Source organism: Streptomyces sp. NBC_00016, from assembly GCF_045040885.1.
GTDB lineage: Bacteria > Actinomycetota > Actinomycetes > Streptomycetales > Streptomycetaceae > Streptomyces > Streptomyces coriariae.
In genome coordinates, this window is the sequence record NZ_CP108304.1 from 5,823,369 (window position 1) to 5,838,980 (window position 15,612).

At 72.0% G+C, this 15,612-nt stretch carries 16 protein-coding genes; 6 read left to right on the plus strand and 10 right to left on the minus strand.

Features of this window, described 5'->3' with window-relative positions:
- Window positions 1-38: 38 nt before the first annotated feature.
- Complete coding sequence (locus tag OG933_RS25855) at window positions 39-266, minus strand: DUF4287 domain-containing protein (RefSeq protein ID WP_314224892.1); 228 nt, start codon at window positions 264-266, stop codon at window positions 39-41.
- Window positions 267-370: 104 nt separating this feature from the next.
- On the opposite strand from OG933_RS25855, the gene OG933_RS25860 reads away from it, so the two are divergent.
- Window positions 371-682, plus strand: coding sequence for a hypothetical protein (locus tag OG933_RS25860; RefSeq protein ID WP_230195519.1), 312 nt, complete (start codon window positions 371-373; stop codon window positions 680-682).
- A 3-nt stretch (window positions 683-685) separates the two neighbouring features.
- On the opposite strand, the gene OG933_RS25865 is transcribed toward OG933_RS25860, so the two are convergent.
- The 3 genes from OG933_RS25865 to OG933_RS25875 form a co-directional block, all read right to left on the minus strand.
- On the minus strand, window positions 686-1,495 hold the full coding sequence (locus OG933_RS25865) for a hypothetical protein (RefSeq protein ID WP_362523797.1): 810 nt from the start codon (window positions 1,493-1,495) through the stop codon (window positions 686-688).
- A gap of 297 nt (window positions 1,496-1,792) precedes the next feature.
- Window positions 1,793-3,013: an acetyl-CoA C-acetyltransferase gene (locus tag OG933_RS25870; RefSeq protein ID WP_362523799.1), complete on the minus strand. Its 1,221-nt coding sequence runs from the start codon at window positions 3,011-3,013 to the stop codon at window positions 1,793-1,795.
- 399 nt (window positions 3,014-3,412) lie between these two features.
- Window positions 3,413-4,441: an SGNH/GDSL hydrolase family protein gene (locus OG933_RS25875; protein WP_362523801.1), complete on the minus strand. Its 1,029-nt coding sequence runs from the start codon at window positions 4,439-4,441 to the stop codon at window positions 3,413-3,415.
- 161 nt (window positions 4,442-4,602) lie between these two features.
- Between OG933_RS25875 and OG933_RS25880 the strand changes: the two genes are divergently transcribed.
- The gene (locus OG933_RS25880; protein WP_362523803.1) at window positions 4,603-5,991 is read left to right on the plus strand and encodes a cystathionine beta-synthase; all 1,389 of its coding nucleotides are present in this window, start codon (window positions 4,603-4,605) and stop codon (window positions 5,989-5,991) included.
- Between the two features lie 419 nt (window positions 5,992-6,410).
- Here OG933_RS25880 and OG933_RS25885 read toward each other — a convergent pair whose 3' ends face one another.
- A complete protein-coding gene (locus OG933_RS25885; protein ID WP_405629107.1) occupies window positions 6,411-7,268 on the minus strand; it encodes a helix-turn-helix transcriptional regulator in 858 nt (285 codons plus the stop codon).
- Between the two features lie 146 nt (window positions 7,269-7,414).
- Here OG933_RS25885 and OG933_RS25890 point away from each other — a divergent pair, with 146 nt between their 5' ends.
- Window positions 7,415-8,326, plus strand: coding sequence for an SDR family oxidoreductase (locus tag OG933_RS25890; RefSeq protein WP_405629108.1), 912 nt, complete (start codon window positions 7,415-7,417; stop codon window positions 8,324-8,326).
- A 37-nt stretch (window positions 8,327-8,363) separates the two neighbouring features.
- Here OG933_RS25890 and OG933_RS25895 read toward each other — a convergent pair whose 3' ends face one another.
- From OG933_RS25895 to OG933_RS25915, 5 genes are all read right to left on the minus strand, one after another.
- Window positions 8,364-8,792 carry a hypothetical protein gene (locus tag OG933_RS25895; RefSeq protein ID WP_054244262.1) on the minus strand — a complete coding sequence of 143 codons (429 nt, stop codon included), beginning with the start codon at window positions 8,790-8,792 and terminating at the stop codon, window positions 8,364-8,366.
- 195 nt (window positions 8,793-8,987) lie between these two features.
- Window positions 8,988-9,923 (minus strand): ABC transporter substrate-binding protein, encoded by a 936-nt coding sequence (locus OG933_RS25900; RefSeq protein WP_405629109.1) that lies wholly within the window; start codon window positions 9,921-9,923, stop codon window positions 8,988-8,990.
- Between the two features lie 13 nt (window positions 9,924-9,936).
- Window positions 9,937-10,608 (minus strand): ABC transporter permease, encoded by a 672-nt coding sequence (locus OG933_RS25905; protein ID WP_405629111.1) that lies wholly within the window; start codon window positions 10,606-10,608, stop codon window positions 9,937-9,939.
- Entirely contained in the window at window positions 10,608-11,249 is a 642-nt protein-coding gene (locus tag OG933_RS25910; protein WP_362265228.1) for an ABC transporter permease, read from the minus strand. The genes OG933_RS25905 and OG933_RS25910 overlap by 1 nt, the downstream gene beginning before the upstream one ends.
- Entirely contained in the window at window positions 11,246-12,298 is a 1,053-nt protein-coding gene (locus tag OG933_RS25915; RefSeq protein WP_362523814.1) for an ABC transporter ATP-binding protein, read from the minus strand. Before OG933_RS25915 ends, OG933_RS25910 begins: the two co-directional genes overlap by 4 nt.
- A 142-nt stretch (window positions 12,299-12,440) precedes the next feature.
- Here OG933_RS25915 and OG933_RS25920 point away from each other — a divergent pair, with 142 nt between their 5' ends.
- The 3 genes from OG933_RS25920 to OG933_RS25930 all read left to right on the plus strand — a co-directional run bounded on the left by OG933_RS25920 (window position 12,441) and on the right by OG933_RS25930 (window position 15,584).
- Window positions 12,441-13,949, plus strand: coding sequence for an aromatic amino acid ammonia-lyase (locus OG933_RS25920; protein WP_362523816.1), 1,509 nt, complete (start codon window positions 12,441-12,443; stop codon window positions 13,947-13,949).
- Window positions 13,946-14,887, plus strand: a complete 942-nt coding sequence (locus OG933_RS25925) for a MurR/RpiR family transcriptional regulator (protein ID WP_362523818.1) — start codon at window positions 13,946-13,948, stop codon at window positions 14,885-14,887. The genes OG933_RS25920 and OG933_RS25925 overlap by 4 nt, the downstream gene beginning before the upstream one ends.
- 112 nt (window positions 14,888-14,999) lie before the next feature.
- Window positions 15,000-15,584, plus strand: a complete 585-nt coding sequence (locus tag OG933_RS25930; protein WP_028806636.1) for a hypothetical protein — start codon at window positions 15,000-15,002, stop codon at window positions 15,582-15,584.
- Window positions 15,585-15,612: the final 28 nt, after the last annotated feature.

Here is a 15,612-nt window from a genome sequence, read left to right on the forward strand (position 1 = left end):
CCTTCTCCGTGTCCGTAGGGTGGTGTGTCGCGTGCGCGCTAGAGGAGTTTGCGCGCGGCCCTCCTCAGGTCGTACTCGTGGATGATCGCCTTGGCGTGGCCGTACGCGAGGTCGTGCTCGGCGCGCAGCCAGCTGACCTTCTCCTCGAAGCGGAGAGCGGGGCCTTCGTCGACGGTGCGCAGCCAGTCGGCGACCTCACGACCGGTGCAATGGGGGATGCGGGCCAGTATGTTGCGGTGGGTCTCCTCGGAGAGGACATGGGACATCGGCGCCTCCGGTAGCAAAGGGGATGTAAGCCGGTCCTTCAGGTCACGGTGCCTGAGTGTTCGCCCGTTGGCAACAGTGCCGGTGCGACGCGTAGTCTCGCGGCGTGGCTGATACGACGTCCCTGACCCGTGCGGTGGACCACTTCGCCGATCGTCTGCGCGCCGCTTCGCAGAGCCGGCTCCAGAGAGGCGCGGCCACGGAGGCGCTGGCGCTGGCAAGAGAGTTGGTCCGGCGCGCGCAGCTCATCGAGGAGCCCGGAGCGCTGCCGCGCGAGATGCCGGACGCCGGGATGTTCGCCGCCGCCGATCAAATCACCGTCGCGGCGCACGACTTGGCCCTCGTACTCACGGACGAGGGCCAGCTGCGGGAAGCTCTGGAGTTGGTGGCGCAGGCGCAGAAGCGGGCGGGCGTGTGAGCCTCACAGGCTCGCTATGACCCGGTCGGCCAGGATGTAGACGTTCTCGGCCCCGCACTGGAACGTCAGGGTGTACGCGCCCGAGATGCCCGACCCGCCCAGCAGGAACGGCGTCTCGCCCGCGGTGAGGGCCGCGGCCAGGCGCTCCGCCGTCTCGCGGTGGCCCGGGGTCATGCACAGGGTGGTGCCGTCGGCGAAGACGTAGACGTCGAGGGTGCCGAGCGGGCCCGGGCGGACGTCGGTCAGTTCGATCTGTGACGCGGCCAGTTCCTCCAGCGTCGCCACCGTGCGCTCGTGGTCGTTCACGACCGGTGACTGGACCGGTACGAAGTCGGGGTGGGACGGGTGACGGCGGCGGGCCGCGGCCAGTTCGGCGGAGTCCCCGGCGAACTCGTCGGCGTCCGCGGTCGGCTCGCTCACCGACTCCAGGGGCTCCAGGCCCATGAAGTCGGCCTGACGGGGCAGGAACAGCTCGCTGTCCGGGAGGCCCAGCAGGGTGGGCGCGTCGGAGGCGTCACGGGCCTCCTGCGCGGCCCAGAAGGCGCGGGCCTCGGCCAGCTCCCGCTCCCGCTCCTCCGCCAGCGCGTCGGCGACGGCGGCGCGTATCTCAGCCGCGTCGGCGGTACCGCGGGCGGCCGGGACGAAGCCGCGCAGTTCGGCGGCGGTCTCCTCGGCGTTCCTGGCGTCCTTGGCGAGCTGGGTGTGCAGGGCGGCGACCTGCCGGCGCAACTGCAAGAGGGTGCGCAGGACGGCGACGCCCACGGCGCCCGTGGCGGCCGTGGTGACCAGCAAGGCGATCGGCATGGCGCTCACTGACGTACTCCCGGTTCAAAGTCGACCCCCGACTTCCTACATCAGCTTGAAGGGTGGACTATCCAACTGTCAGTGCGTAACGTCACGAAACGGGCAGGACTTTGGGCCTGGGGTTTGGTGCCGAAAGGCGCTGAGCTGCGTAAATCCCTCCGGGGAGGGAGATAGGTCACATCCTGGGGGAGATTGGATCACAAAACAGCCCGGAGTCCAGGGGCTTTCCGGACTCCGGGCTGATCCGTCACCGCAGGTGCTGAAGCGGTTACGCAGGGACCCTGCCGGGGGCCTGCGTCCGGGCGATCAGCTCAGGCGCTCGATGACCATGGCCATGCCCTGGCCGCCGCCGACGCACATCGTCTCCAGACCGAACTGCTTGTCGTGGAACTGGAGGGAGTTGATGAGCGTGCCGGTGATGCGGGCGCCCGTCATGCCGAAGGGGTGGCCGACGGCGATGGCGCCGCCGTTGACGTTCAGCTTGTCCAGGTCGATGCCGAGCTCGCGGTAGGAGGGGATCACCTGGGCGGCGAACGCCTCGTTGATCTCGACCAGGTCGATGTCGCCGATGCCGAGGCCGGCCCGGCGCAGCGCCTGGTTGCTCGCCTCGACCGGGCCGAGGCCCATGATCTCGGGGGACAGGCCGGAGACGCCGGTCGACACGATGCGGGCGAGCGGGGTGAGGCCGAGCTCGCGGGCCTTGGTGTCGCTCATGACGACGACCGCGGCGGCGCCGTCGTTCAGCGGGCAGCAGTTGGCGGCGGTGACCATGCCGTCGGGGCGGAAGACCGGCTTCAGGCCCTGGACGCCCTCCAGCGTGACGCCGGCGCGCGGGCCGTCGTCCTTGCTGACGACCGTGCCGTCGGGGAGCGTCACCGGGGTGATCTCCCGCTCCCAGAAGCCGTTCTTGATGGCTTCCTCGGCGAGGTTCTGCGAGCGGACGCCGAACTCGTCCATGTCCTGGCGGGTGACGCCCTTGAGGCGGGCGAGGTTCTCGGCGGTCTGGCCCATCGCGATGTACGCGTCCGGGACGAGGCCGTCCTCGCGCGGGTCGTGCCAGGAGGTGCCCTCCTGTGCGGCGACGGCCGCGGTGCGGGCCTCGGCCTCGGCGAAGAGCGGGTTGCGGGTGTCGGGCAGGCTGTCGGAGTTGCCCTTGGCGAACCGGGAGACCGTCTCGACGCCGGCCGAGATGAAGACGTCGCCCTCGCCGGCCTTGATGGCGTGCAGGGCCATCCGGCTGGTCTGGAGGGACGAGGAACAGTAACGGGTGATCGTGCAGCCGGGGAGGTGGTCCATCCCCATCTGCACCGCCACGATGCGGCCGAGGTTGTTGCCCTGCTCACCGCCGGGCAGGCCGCAGCCGAGCATCAGGTCGTCGATGTCCCTCGGGTCCAGCTCGGGGACCTTGGCGAGGGCCGCCTGGATGATCGTGGCGGTGAGGTCGTCCGGGCGCAGGTCCTTCAGGGAGCCCTTGAAAGCGCGGCCGATGGGTGAGCGGGCGGTCGAGACGATGACGGCTTCGGGCATCACGGCTCCATTGGCGAGGGTGTTCTTACGGGCACGGCTGTCTGGGAAGTTACCCGTACGTATGGGCTGGGTCACGGGGATGGCGGTGTGACCCTGACCGCAATTTACTAAGCGCTTGCTTGGGCCTCCGGCGGTTGGCGGGGAATGTGCCGGTGGGTCCACGCGCCGGCCCCTGGGGGCTGTGCCCCCAGACCCCCATCGGCCCTGGACGGCCTCGTCCTCAAACGCCGCACGGGTTGGCGGTCAGCCCCGGCCGTGCTGCTGGAGCAAGCCGGTCGGGCGAGCCCCGCACGGGCTGGTCGGTCAGCCCCGGCCGTGCTGGTGGAGCGAGCCTCGGTCGGGTTGGTGGGGCAAGCCCCCGGTCGGGTTGGTCGGGTGGGCTCCCGTCGGGTTGGGTCGTCAGGCGCTGGCGGGGGACGTCGGCTCCGTTTCCGACACCCGCCGCCGCCTGCGGCGCTTCAGCAGGGCCCAGGGACCCCGTGGGCCGGTCGGCATCGCCGCGGTGACTTCCGTACCGGCCTCCGAGGCCGCCTCCGCCGCCGCCCGGGCCACCGGCAGGAATCCCTCGCGGCGGGAGACGTCCGGGCGCTCCTCCTCCGCCGGCCAGAGGCCGAGGGCCGCGCAGACCGTGGGGAGTATCGCCATCGCCGCCGTCGCGTACCCCTCCGCCGAGGGGTGGTAGTGGTCGGGGCCGAACAGCTCGCGCGGGTTGGCCTCGAACTCGGGGCCCAGCAGGTCGCCCAGGGAGACCGTGCGGCCGCCCTGCTCGACGGCGCCGATCGTCTGGGCGGCCGCCAGCTGGCGCGAGGCCCGGCGGGCCAGCCAGCGCAGCGGCTGCTGGACCGGCTCGATCGTGCCCAGGTCGGGACAGGTGCCGACGACGACCTCGGCGCCGGCCGTGCGCAGCCGCCGTACCGCCGAGGACAGGTGGCGGACCGAGCGGGTGGCCGGCATCCGATGGGTCACGTCGTTCGCGCCGATCATGATCACGCAGACGTCGGGCACCTGGTCGGAGTCCGACAGGACCAGCGCGACCTGGCGGTCGAGATCGTCGGACTGCGCACCCGGGAGCGCCACGTTGCGCAGCTCCACGGGCCGTTCGGCGACCGCCGCCAGGCCCGAGGCCAGCAGTGCGCCCGGGGTCTGCCCGGAGCGGTGCACGCCCTGGCCCGCCGCCGTGGAATCGCCCAGCATCGTCAGGCGCAGGGGTTCCTTGCCGGGTCCGGGCGCGTCGTAGGCGAGGCCGTAGCGGCCCTCCGCCTGCGGGACGTGCGGATGCGCCCCGTTGTTCACCTGGCGCCGCGCAAGATGCACCTCCGCCACCACCAGCCCTACGGCCGCCGCCCCGGCCAGTCCGATGCCGCCGCCGCCGTAGGCCGCGCCGGCCGCGATGCGCCGGGCCACTCTCGCCCTCGACATGCTCGTCATGCCTCGACGCCACCTCCTCGTGTCCGTACACCCACTCCTTGCCCCGTACGGACCGTCGCCCAATCTCAACCGGGAGTGAACATGCCGACCCGGCCGCCGCCCGGGCCGTACCCTGGCGTAACCACTACGACCACTGTTTTTGCAAGCAACCGGAGACAACGGTGCAATTCCACGACTCGATGATCAGCCTCGTCGGCAACACCCCGCTGGTGAAGCTCAACAGCGTGACCAAGGGCATCCGGGCGACCGTCCTGGCCAAGGTGGAGTACTTCAACCCGGGCGGTTCCGTGAAGGACCGCATCGCCCTGCGCATGATCGAGGCGGCGGAGAAGAGCGGGGAGCTCCTGCCCGGCGGCACGATCGTCGAGCCGACCAGCGGAAACACCGGGGTCGGGCTGGCCATCGTGGCGCAGCAGAAGGGGTACAAGTGCATCTTCGTGTGCCCCGACAAGGTGAGCACCGACAAGATCAACGTGCTGCGGGCGTACGGCGCCGAGGTCGTCGTGTGCCCCACCGCCGTGGACCCCGAGCACCCGGACTCCTACTACAACGTCTCCGACCGGCTGGTGCGGGAGACGCCGGGTGCGTGGAAGCCGGACCAGTACTCCAACGCCAACAACCCGCTCTCCCACTACCACTCCACCGGCCCTGAGCTGTGGGAGCAGACGGAGGGGCGGATCACCCACTTCGTCGCCGGCGTCGGCACCGGCGGCACCATCTCCGGGACCGGGCGCTACCTGAAGGACGCCAGCGAGGGCCGGGTCCAGGTCGTCGGCGCCGACCCCGAGGGCTCCGTGTACTCCGGCGGGTCCGGGCGGCCGTATCTCGTCGAGGGCGTCGGTGAGGACTTCTGGCCGACCGCGTACGACCGGACCGTCGCCGACGAGATCGTCCCGGTGTCCGACAAGGACTCCTTCCAGATGACCCGGCGGCTCGCGAAGGAGGAGGGGCTGCTCGTCGGCGGCTCCTGCGGGATGGCCGTCGTGGCCGCCCTGCGCGTCGCCGAGCGGCTCGGCCCGGACGACGTCGTGGTCGTCCTGCTGCCCGACAGCGGTCGCGGGTACCTCTCGAAGATCTTCAACGACGAGTGGATGGCCGACTACGGCTTCCTCGAGGACGAGGGTCCCAGCGCGCGCGTCGCCGACGTCCTCAACGACAAGGTGCACGGCGCCATCCCGTCCCTCGTCCACATGCACCCGGACGAGACCGTCGGCCAGGCCATCGAGGTGCTGCGCGAGTACGGCGTCTCCCAGATGCCGATCGTGAAGCCGGGCGCCGGTCACCCGGACGTCATGGCCGCCGAGGTCGTCGGGTCGGTCGTGGAGCGGGAGCTGCTGGACGCGCTGTTCACCCAGCGGGCCTCTCTCGACGACCCGCTGGAGAAGCACATGTCCGCCCCGCTGCCGCAGGTCGGCTCCGGTGAGCCGGTCGGCGACCTGATGTCCGTGCTCGGCACCGCGGACGCGGCGATCGTCCTCGTCGAGGGCAAGCCCACCGGCGTCGTCAGCCGCCAGGACCTGCTGGCCTTCCTGGCCAAGGGCGGGAAGTGACTTCCGGGGGGCAGGGGCCGAAACCTCGGGGAAACCTCCGGTGAACGGCCCTCTTGGGCGCTGAACTTCCGTTTGCCTACCGAAGTGGTGGACTTCGCGGAAGTGGTACGAGGGTGTCACGTCCACGCAGCACTCGGTTAACACGCGTCCGGCATATTTATGGGTGTCGGCAGGGCGGGAGCGGCTCCCCGCCCCACCGGCACCAAAACGGCGTCACGGACCTCCGGAGCGGCTCCCGGACCTCCACCGACGCCACGGACGCGCAAGCCCGGCCTGACCCGGCCCGCGTCCCTCGCGGGGACCGCCGTCGTCCCGCCCCCCGGTAACGGGGGTGCGGCGGTCCCCGCGCAAGCTTGAGTCGACTGAGGGCCTGTCCACCGGACAGGCCCTCAGTCGTGTCCGCCGGACGCGGGCCAGGACTACGTCCGGACCGGCGTCGCCCGCCAGCCGCCCAGGAGCCGCAGCCGCTCCTCCGTCTCGGAGCCCGCCTGCGGGGTGTAGACCAGCAGGGACTGGTCCGGGTCCGCCGAGACCGCCAGCGTCTCGTACGGGAAGGTCAGCAGGCCCGCCACCGGGTGCTGGATCCGCTTCACGCCGTACGCGCACTCCCGGACCGGATGATCGGCCCACAGCCGGCGGAAGTCGTCGCTCTTCAGCGAGAGTTCCCCGACGAGCGCGGTCAGCCGGCGGTCGTCCTGGTGGTGGCCGGCCAGCATCCGCAGATGCGCGACGCACTGGACGGCCACCGCGGACCACTCCGGGTAGAAGTCGTGGGAGGCGGGGTCGAGGAAGACGTGCCGCGGGATGCTGCGGCCCTCCGGCCCGGTGCCGCTGTAGCCGAAGACCGCGTCGGCGAGCGTGTTCCACGCCAGCACGTCCATCCGCTGGTCCAGCACGAAGGCCGGCGTGCGCTCCATGCTGTCGAGCAGCAACCGGACGCCCGCGCGGACCCGGGGCGCGGCCGGTCGCCCGGCCGGCTTGCGGGGGCGGGCGACGGCGTGCAGATAGGCGTGCTCCGTGTCGTCCAGGCGCAGCACGCGCCCCACGGCGTCCAGGACCGCGTCGCTGACTCCCCCCGACTTCGTCCGGGAGGGGCTCCCAGGGCCCCTGCCCTGTTCCAGGCGGATGTAGTAGTCGACGCTCACTCCGGCCAGCTGCGCCACCTCCTCGCGTCGCAGCCCGGGGACCCGTCGGCGCCCGTGCGAGGGCAGTCCCACCTCCTCGGGCTGGATGCGGGCGCGGCGTGAGCGCAGAAAGTCTCCAAGATCCCCGTCCATGCGTTCGATGGTAGGGGAGCGGCGGGCCGCGAACCTGGTACTGGCAGACCCAGGAAAAGCGCATCCCTGGGTAGCGCGGACGCGGACGGCGAGGGTGGTGCGTGCCGCCGGGGAACCACCCCGGCCCGCCTTGCCAGGAGCAACGGATGTCGAACCAGAACCAGAACCAGAGCCAGAACCAGAACCAGAACCAGAGCCAGGACCAGAGCCAGAACCAGAACCAGGAGCAGGACCAGGACCAGAGCCAGGACCAGGACCAGGACCAGAGCCACGACCCGTACGGAAACCCGTACGGGAACCAGTACGCGAGCCTGGCCGGTCGTACCGCCGTCGTCACCGGCGCCGCCAGCGGTATCGGTGAGGCCGTCGCCGTGCTGCTCGCCGCCTCGGGTGCCCGGGTCGCCCTGCTGGCCCGGCGCGGCGACCGGCTGGAGTCGGTCGTCGAGAAGATCCGTGCCGACGGGGGCGAGGCCCTGGCCGTCGTCGCCGACGTCACCGACGACGCGTCGGTGGACGCGGCGGCCGCCGGGATCCGCGAGGCCTACGGGAACGTCGACCTGGTCGTCAACAACGCCGGCGTCATGCTGCCGAACCCCGTCGACGACGGCCGGATCGACGAGTGGCGGCGGATGCTCGACACCAACGTCACCGGAGTGCTCCGGGTGATCCGCGCCTTCACCGGGGACCTGGTGGGCGCCGCCGCCGAGGGGCGGCCCGCGGACCTGGTGAACATCTCGTCCATCGCCGCGCACATCGCGTTCCCGAACTACGGGGTGTACGGGGCCACCAAGGCGGCCGTCACCTATCTCTCCCAGGCCCTGCGCATCGAACTCGGGCCGCGGGACGTGCGGGTCACCAACGTGGAGCCGGGGCTGACGGAGACCGAGCTGGCGACACACCTCGACAACGACGAGCTGGCCGGGCAGCTGGACGGCATGTTCGACGCCATCGGCGGGCTGTCCGCGGCCGAGCTCGCCGATGTCGTCGCCTACGCCACCAGCCGCCCCCGGCACGTCAACCTGCGGCAGATCATGGTGCTGCCGACCCGCCAGGCGTGAACCCCGCTCCCGGCCCCGCTCCCCGGCCCCGGCCCGGTCACTCCTCCCAGTCGCCGTCCTTCTTCGAGGAGCGGCGGTGGCTGCCGAAGAGGCCGGGGTGGGAGCGGGCGGCCTGGACCGCGTTGACGCCGACGATGCCCACCCAGGAGACGATCAGGCCGGGCAGGTGCGCGGTGCCCGCGCCGATCGCGGACAGCGGGATCGCCAGCACCAGCGAGACGATGCCGAAGCCGAAGCGCTCGCCCCACGAGTCCGTAGCCCTGGGCGAGCGGGCGTCCCGGGCCGCCACCATCTGCTGCTCCGCGAACTGCCGCCGCACCCGGCGCTCCACCGCGCCGTCGATGCGCTGGTCGACCTTCTCCAGGAACGAGTCCACCAGCGCGGACTCGTACTCCTCGCCCAGCTCCCTGCGGGTCGCGAGGGTGGCGTCGAGTTCCTTTTTCAGGTCCGTGTCGCGCGCTTCCATGGTGGTCTCCCATCCCGTCATGGTGACCAGGCTAGGCAGCGGGAGTGCCCGCCGCACTGGGGATAGCCCCCCTGTCCGGAGTCGGGTTCGCGGGAGGGCGGCGGAGCGCCGGCGCGGCGCGGGCGGAGTGCCGGCGCGGCGCGGGCGGAGTGCCGGCGAAGAGCGCGGGCGGAGTGCCGGCGAAGAGCGCGGGGCCTACTTCTTCGTGAGCCCGTGCTGCTTCGCGTACGCGTTCGCCACGTCCTGCGGGTCCTTCTTGTCCTTGTCCACCTGGCGGTTGAGCTCGGTGAGCTGGGCGGTGGTCAGGACGTTGCCGAGCTTCGCGAGGGCCTTGCGGACGGTGGAGTCGGCCTTGCGGTCGGCGATCAGCGGGACGATGTGCTGGCCCGGGATCAGGTTCTCGGGGTCGGTCAGCACCACCCAGTCGTTGGCCTGGATGTCGGTGTCGGTGGTGAACAGGTTCGCCACGTCGACGTCGCCCTTCTTCAGGGCGCCCTTGACCAGCGGACCGGAGGAGTCGAGGGAGCGGAACTCCTTGAACTCCACCCCGTAGACGTCCTTGAGGCCCACCGCGCCCACCTGGCGGGTCTTCACCTCGGGCGCCGCGCCCAGGACCAGCTTGCCGTTCTGCTTCTTCAGGTCGGCGAGGGAGGCCAGCCCGTACTTCTTCGCCGTCTCCTTGGTGACGACGAAGGCGTCCGAGTCCTCGGCCATGCCGTACGGCAGTACCTGGAGGCCGGCCGGGAGGGCGACGGCGAGGGCGTTCTGCATCGCGCCCTCCTCCGTGGCCGTCGCCTTCGGGTCGAGGTAGTGCAGCAGGGCGCCCTGGTACTCGGGGAGCAGGTCGATGTCGCCGCCCCTGAGCGCGGGGATGAGGATCTCGCGGGTGCCGAGGTTGGGGCGGACCTTCACCTTCACACCGGCCGCTTCCAGGACGGCCGCGTAGAGGTAGCCCAGTACCTGGTTCTCGGTGAAGTTGGCGGTGCCGATGGTGACCCCGCCCTTGCTGGAGCCGCCGCCGGCGGAGGTGGTGCCCTCGTTGTCGAGGGAGGTGATGCCGCTCGCGCAGGCGGTCAGGGCGGGGACGGTCGCGGCCGCGAACAGGCCGCCGAGGATCGTGCGTCGGTTCATTTCGCTGACTTCCCTAGGCGGTCTGTGCGGGGCGGTGTCGGAAGAGGAGCCGCTGGAGGCCGGAGAGGGCCAGGTCCAGGGCGATGGCGACGGCGGCGACCAGGACCGCGCCGCCGAGCACCTGGACGAGGTCGCGCTGGGCGAGGCCGTCGAAGACGTAGCGGCCGAGACCGCCGAAGGAGACGTACGCGGCGACGGTGGCCGTGGCGACGACCTGGATGAGCGCGAGGCGCAGGCCGGTCATGATCAGCGGGAGGGCCAGCGGCAGCTCCACCTGGAGCATGACCTGGTGGCCCCGCATGCCCTGGCCGCGTGCCGCGTCCTTCACGTCCGGGTCGACGGCCGTCATCCCGGCGTAGGTGTTGGTGACGATCGACGGGACCGCCAGGGCGACCAGCGCGACGTAGACGGGCAGCATCGACAGTCCGCTCGCCAGGAAGACGAGGACGACCAGGCCGACGGTCGGCAGCGCGCGGCCGAAGGAGGCCAGGTTGATCGCGAGGAACGCGCCCCGGCCGGTGTGGCCGATCAGCAGGCCGAGGGGAAGGCCGATCGCGGCCGCGATGAGCGTGGCCAGCAGCGAGTACTGGAGGTGTTCGGCGAGGCGGTGCGCGATGCCGTCCGAGCCGGACCACTGGGCGCCGCTGGTCAGCCAGCTGCCGAGGTTCTTGAACAGTTCGTACATCAGGCTCGCCGCCTCTTCCACGGGGTGAGGAGGTACTGGACGCCGACCAGCAGCGCGTCGGCGACGACCGCCAGAAGGATCGTGAGGACCACTCCCGCGATCACCGGCGTCGGGAAGTTGCGCTGGAAGCCGTCGGTGAAGAGCTGGCCGAGACCGCCGTCGCCGATGTAGGTGGCGACGGAGACCAGGGAGATCGACATGACCGTCGCGATGCGGACGCCCGCCATGATCACGGGCAGCGCGAGCGGGAACTCGACGGTGAGGAGCGTGCGCAGGGGGCGCGTGCCCATCGCCTTGGCCGCCTCCTTGGTCTTCGCGGGCACCGAGTCGAGCCCTTCGACCGTGTTCCGCAGCAGCACGACCAGGGTGTAGACGGTCAGGCCGATGACGGTGGTGGTGCGGGTCAGGCCGCTGACCGGCAGCAGCAGCACGAAGATCGCGATCGACGGGATCGTGAACAGGACGTTGGACAGGCCGAGCAGGAAGCCGCGCAGGGGGCGGACCCGGTGGGCGACCACCGCGAGGGGGAGGCTGATCAGCAGGCCGAGGAGGACGGCGGTCAGCGCGGCCTGGAGGTGGGAGATCGTGAGGGTGGTCAGGTCGTCGGTGTGCCCGGATATCCAGGACCAGTCGATGCTCATGCGGCCACCCGTGCCTCGGTGTGGGCCCGGCCGGCGTGGGTGTGGATGTCGTCGCGGGACGTCACGCCGGTGAGGACGCCGGCGGCGTCGACCCGCGCGACCAGTCCGGTGGGCGCGGCGACCGACTCGTTGAGCGCCGACAGCAGGGAGTCGGAGTCCTTGAGCGGCCGGACGGGTACGTCGGTTCCGGCAGTTCCGTCGGCGGTCTTCGACGTCCAGCGCAGCGGCTTGCGCGCCTCGTCGAGTACGAGGCTCCAGGCGCCGCCCTCGGGGGCCGGGCCCTGCGGGACGTCCGCGAGGGTCTTCAGCGAGAGCAGCTTCAGGCCCCGCTCGGCGCCGAGGAAGTCGGCCACGAAGTCGTCGGCGGGGCGGGCGAGCAGCTCGGCGGGCGAGGCGCACTGGACCAGGTGGCCGCCGGTGCGGAACACGGCGATCTGGTCGCCGAGCCGGACGGCCTCGTCGATGTCGTGCGTGACGAAGACGATGGTCTTGCTCAACTCCTTCTGGAGCCTGAGCAGTTCGTCCTGGAGCTGGGTGCGGACCACCGGGTCGACCGCGCCGAAGGGCTCGTCCATGAGGAGCACCGGCGGGTCGGCGGCGAGCGCGCGGGCGACCCCGACGCGCTGCTGCTGGCCGCCGGACAGCTGGTGCGGGTAGCGCTTCCCGGCGTCGGCGGACAGGCCGACGGTCTCCAGCAGTTCGGCCGCGCGGGCGCGGGCCCTGCGGCGGCCGTGGCCCAGCAGCAGCGGCACGGTGGCGATGTTGTCGAGCACCGTGCGGTGCGGGAAGAGCCCCGACTGCTGGATGACGTATCCGATGGAGCGGCGCAGCTCGGCCGCGTCCTGGCGGGTGACGTCCTTGCCGCCCACCTCGATGGTTCCGGAGGTCGGGTCGACCATGCGGTTGATCATCCGCAGGGTGGTCGTCTTGCCGCAACCGGAGGAACCGACCAGCACGGTCACGCCGCCCTCCGGCATGTGGAGGGAGAGATCGTGGACTGCCGTCGTGCCGTTGGGGAAGCGCTTGTGGACCGCGTCGAACTGGATCATGAGTTGTCCCTTGCCCGGCTGTATAACGTCATGCAGAGTTCTCGGTAGATGAATAGCTTGTCAACGGTTCGGTGTTAATCCGAGGTAACGGATGACCGACAGGCAAGATCGAGTGTCCGGATTGATGGGAGTTCGTAGCCTTATGTCGTCTCGAATGATGGACGCCCCTTCCGGGGCGGGCTCCGGTCTCGTCGTCCTCGACGGGATCGCCCTCGGCGTCGCGGACGTCGCCCGCCTCGCCGACCGGGCCGCCCGCCCGGTCCCCGGCACCGACGCGACGAAGCGGATGACCGAGTCCTGGGACGCCGCCCGCCGGATCGCCGCCACCGGTCGCGTCTACGGCCGCTCCACCGGAGTCGGCGCCAACCGGAACGAGGACGTGCCCACCGAAGCGGCCGCCGAGCACGGCCTGCGCCTGCTGCGCAGCCACGCCGGCGCCATCGGCGAGGAACTGCCCGCCCGCCAGGTCCGGGCCATGCTCGCCGTCCGCGCCAACCAACTGCTCGCCGGCGGCGCCGGCCTCAGGCCCGGCGTCGTCACGGCCCTGTGCGAGGCGCTGGAGAGCGGGGCGTATCCGGTCGTCAACGAGTTCGGCTCGGTGGGGACCGGCGACCTGGCGGCGCTGGCACAGGTCGGGCTCGCGCTGGTGGGGGAGCATCCGTGGCGCGGCACCGGGATCCCCGAACCGCAGCAGCTCGACAACAACGACGCGCTCGCGCTCATCAGCAGCAACGCCCTCACCCTCGGCCAGTCCGCCCTCGCCCTGCACGAACTGCGCGGACTCCTGGAGGCCACCCAGGTCGTCGCCGCGCTCTCGCTGCTCGCCGTGGACGGCTCGCACGAGGCGTACGCCGCCCCCGTGCACGCCGCCCGCCCGCACCGCGGGTCCACCGAGGTCGCCCGCCGGATGCGGGAGCTGATCGGCGCGCAGGACCGGCCCACGCCACCCCTCGGCAGGATCCAGGACCCCTACGGCTTCCGCTGCCTGCCCCAGATCCACGGCCCCGCGCACGACGCCGCCGACGCCCTGGAGGACGTGGTCGGCATCGAGATCAACGCGGCCGCCGAGAACCCGCTCATCTCCCCCGAGGACATGACCGCCTACCACCACGGCGGCTTCTACCAGGCCCAGCTCGCCCTCGCCCTGGACCACTTCAGGCTGGCGCTGACCCAGGTGGCCCGGCTGTCCACCTCCCGCCTGTCGACCCTGAACGAACCGGCCTACACCCGGCTGCGCCCCTTCCTCGCCGACCCCGAGCCCGCCTCCTCCGGCGTGATGATCCTCGAGTACGCCGCCGCGGCCGCCCTGGGTGACCTGCGGGCCTTCTCGGCGCCCGCCTCGCTCGGCCACGCTGTACTCTCCCGGGGCGTCGAGGAACAGGCCAGCTTCGCCTCGCTCGCCGCCCGGCAGACACTGCGCGCTTGTGCCGCGTACCGTCTCGTCGTCGGCTGCGAACTCGTCGCCGCCGTACGGGCGCTGCGCCAGCGCGAGCTGCGGCCCGAACCGGGACTTCCGGCGGGCCGGGCGCTGGAGCTGGCCGAGGCGGTGCTCGACGCGGAACAGGCCGACCGGCCGCTCACGGACGACGTGCGGGCGGCGGCCGGACTGCTGGACCGGTTCACGGACATCTGGAGGGGGAGCGGGGCATGAGCGCGGAGACGGGGATCGGTGAGGGAGTGCCGGGTCCAGAGGCGCCGGGTCCAGGGGTGCCGGGTCCGGCGGCATCGGATCCGGGGGTGACGGGTGCCGGTCTGCCGGACAGTCCCGCCGCCCGGCTGCAGGCGCTCTTCGAGGGGCACCGGCTGACACCGACCCAGCGGCGCATCGCGCACAGCATGGTGCGGCGCGCCGCCGACGTGCCGTTCCTGTCCAGCGTGGAGCTGGCCGAACTCGCGGGCGTCAGCCAGCCGTCGGTGACCCGCTTCGCGGTCGCCCTCGGCTTCGACGGCTACCCCGCCCTGCGCAAGCACCTGCGCGAGGTCGCCCCCGCCGAACAGACGGCAGGACCGGCCTCGTACAACGAGTACCAGCAGGCCGTCGAGGCCGAGATCGAGAACCTGAAGCACCTCGCCGAACTGCTCGCCGACCCCCGGCCGGTGCAGCGGGCGGGCCGGCTGCTGGCGGCCTCCCGTCCGCTTCCCGTGCTCGGACTGCGGGCCGCCGCCTCCCAGGCGTACGGGTTCGCCTACTTCGCCGCCAAGGTCCATCCCGACGTACGGCTGCTGAACGAGGGCGGCACGATGATCCACGACCGGATCGACGCCGCCGTCCGGGCGGGCGCCTCGGCCCTGCTCTGCTTCGCGCTGCCCCGGCATCCGCGCGAGGTCGTCGACACCCTCGGCTATGCCCGGGAGGCGGGGCTGAGCGTGGTGACGGTCGCCGACTCCGCGTTCGCGCCGGTCGCCAAGGTCTCCGACCTGCTGCTGCCGGCCGCCGTCGGCACCGGACTCGCCTTCGACACGGCGTGCGCGCCGATGCTGCTCGGGCGGGTGCTGCTGGAGGCGATGTGCGACGACCTGCCCGACGCGCAGGCCCGGCTGGAGGAGTTCGACGCGCGGGCGGCGGCGCGGGGGCTCTTCGTCGAGTAGGCCGCCGCTTGCGGAGGGCGCGGTTTTTCGGGGCGTTCTCTCAGACTCGTCTCACGTTCGCTCACTAGTCTGAGCGGTCACGAGACTGTGCCGGAGAGACCAGGAGGCGGACGTGGCGCGCGGAGGGCAGGGGCTGGCTCGGGTGGCCGTCGTCGTACGGGCCGGAGCCGCGCCGTTGTGGTGGTGCGGGGTGTTCGCGGCGGGGGTCGGGGTTCTGGTGCCCGGCCTCACCGGACGGCGGATCGGGGTGCTGGCCGGGGCCGCCCTGTTCATCGTCGCCGTCGCCGTGGTGGCGTGGCGCGGCCGCAGGAGGATCACCGGACTCGGACAGGGCGCCGCCCGGGCCGGCAAGCACGACGTGCTCCAGGACCGGGCGGTGACCGTGCGCACCTGGCGGCGCGGGCACCGCTGGTGGCTGCTGCTCGCCTTCGTGGCCGCGCTCGGCAGCTCCTTCGCGGTCCCCGCGGCCGCCGGACTGCTGCTCGCCGGCTGGGGGACGGGACTGCGGCTGAAGGCCGCCTGGCTCGGACGGCGCGAGCGGGCCGAGGACGCACTGCTGTGGGTGCGCGTCGACTGGCTGGACCGGCGCGGCGGACGTCCGGCGGGCAAGGCCGTCAAGGCGTACCGCAGCACCGGCATCGCGGCCGGCGACGCGGCCCCGGGCGGGTCCCGCCGCCGCACCGCGGCGCTGGTCTAGGCACGGACCGGTCAGGCCGGTCCGGCAC

Excerpts from the sequence above, each read along its gene's own strand:
- OG933_RS25855 (WP_314224892.1), bottom strand. The coding sequence starts at position 266 with ATGTCCCATGTCCTCTCCGAGGAGACCCACCGCAACATACTGGCCCGC.
- OG933_RS25870 (WP_362523799.1), bottom strand. The coding sequence starts at position 3,013 with ATGCCCGAAGCCGTCATCGTCTCGACCGCCCGCTCACCCATCGGCCGC.
- OG933_RS25875 (WP_362523801.1), bottom strand. The coding sequence starts at position 4,441 with ATGACGAGCATGTCGAGGGCGAGAGTGGCCCGGCGCATCGCGGCCGGC.
- OG933_RS25885 (WP_405629107.1), bottom strand. The coding sequence starts at position 7,268 with ATGGACGGGGATCTTGGAGACTTTCTGCGCTCACGCCGCGCCCGCATC.
- OG933_RS25890 (WP_405629108.1), top strand. The coding sequence starts at position 7,415 with ATGTCGAACCAGAACCAGAACCAGAGCCAGAACCAGAACCAGAACCAG.
- OG933_RS25895 (WP_054244262.1), bottom strand. The coding sequence starts at position 8,792 with ATGGAAGCGCGCGACACGGACCTGAAAAAGGAACTCGACGCCACCCTC.
- OG933_RS25900 (WP_405629109.1), bottom strand. The coding sequence starts at position 9,923 with ATGAACCGACGCACGATCCTCGGCGGCCTGTTCGCGGCCGCGACCGTC.
- OG933_RS25905 (WP_405629111.1), bottom strand. The coding sequence starts at position 10,608 with ATGTACGAACTGTTCAAGAACCTCGGCAGCTGGCTGACCAGCGGCGCC.
- OG933_RS25910 (WP_362265228.1), bottom strand. The coding sequence starts at position 11,249 with ATGAGCATCGACTGGTCCTGGATATCCGGGCACACCGACGACCTGACC.
- OG933_RS25915 (WP_362523814.1), bottom strand. The coding sequence starts at position 12,298 with ATGATCCAGTTCGACGCGGTCCACAAGCGCTTCCCCAACGGCACGACG.
- OG933_RS25920 (WP_362523816.1), top strand. The coding sequence starts at position 12,441 with ATGTCGTCTCGAATGATGGACGCCCCTTCCGGGGCGGGCTCCGGTCTC.
- OG933_RS25925 (WP_362523818.1), top strand. The coding sequence starts at position 13,946 with ATGAGCGCGGAGACGGGGATCGGTGAGGGAGTGCCGGGTCCAGAGGCG.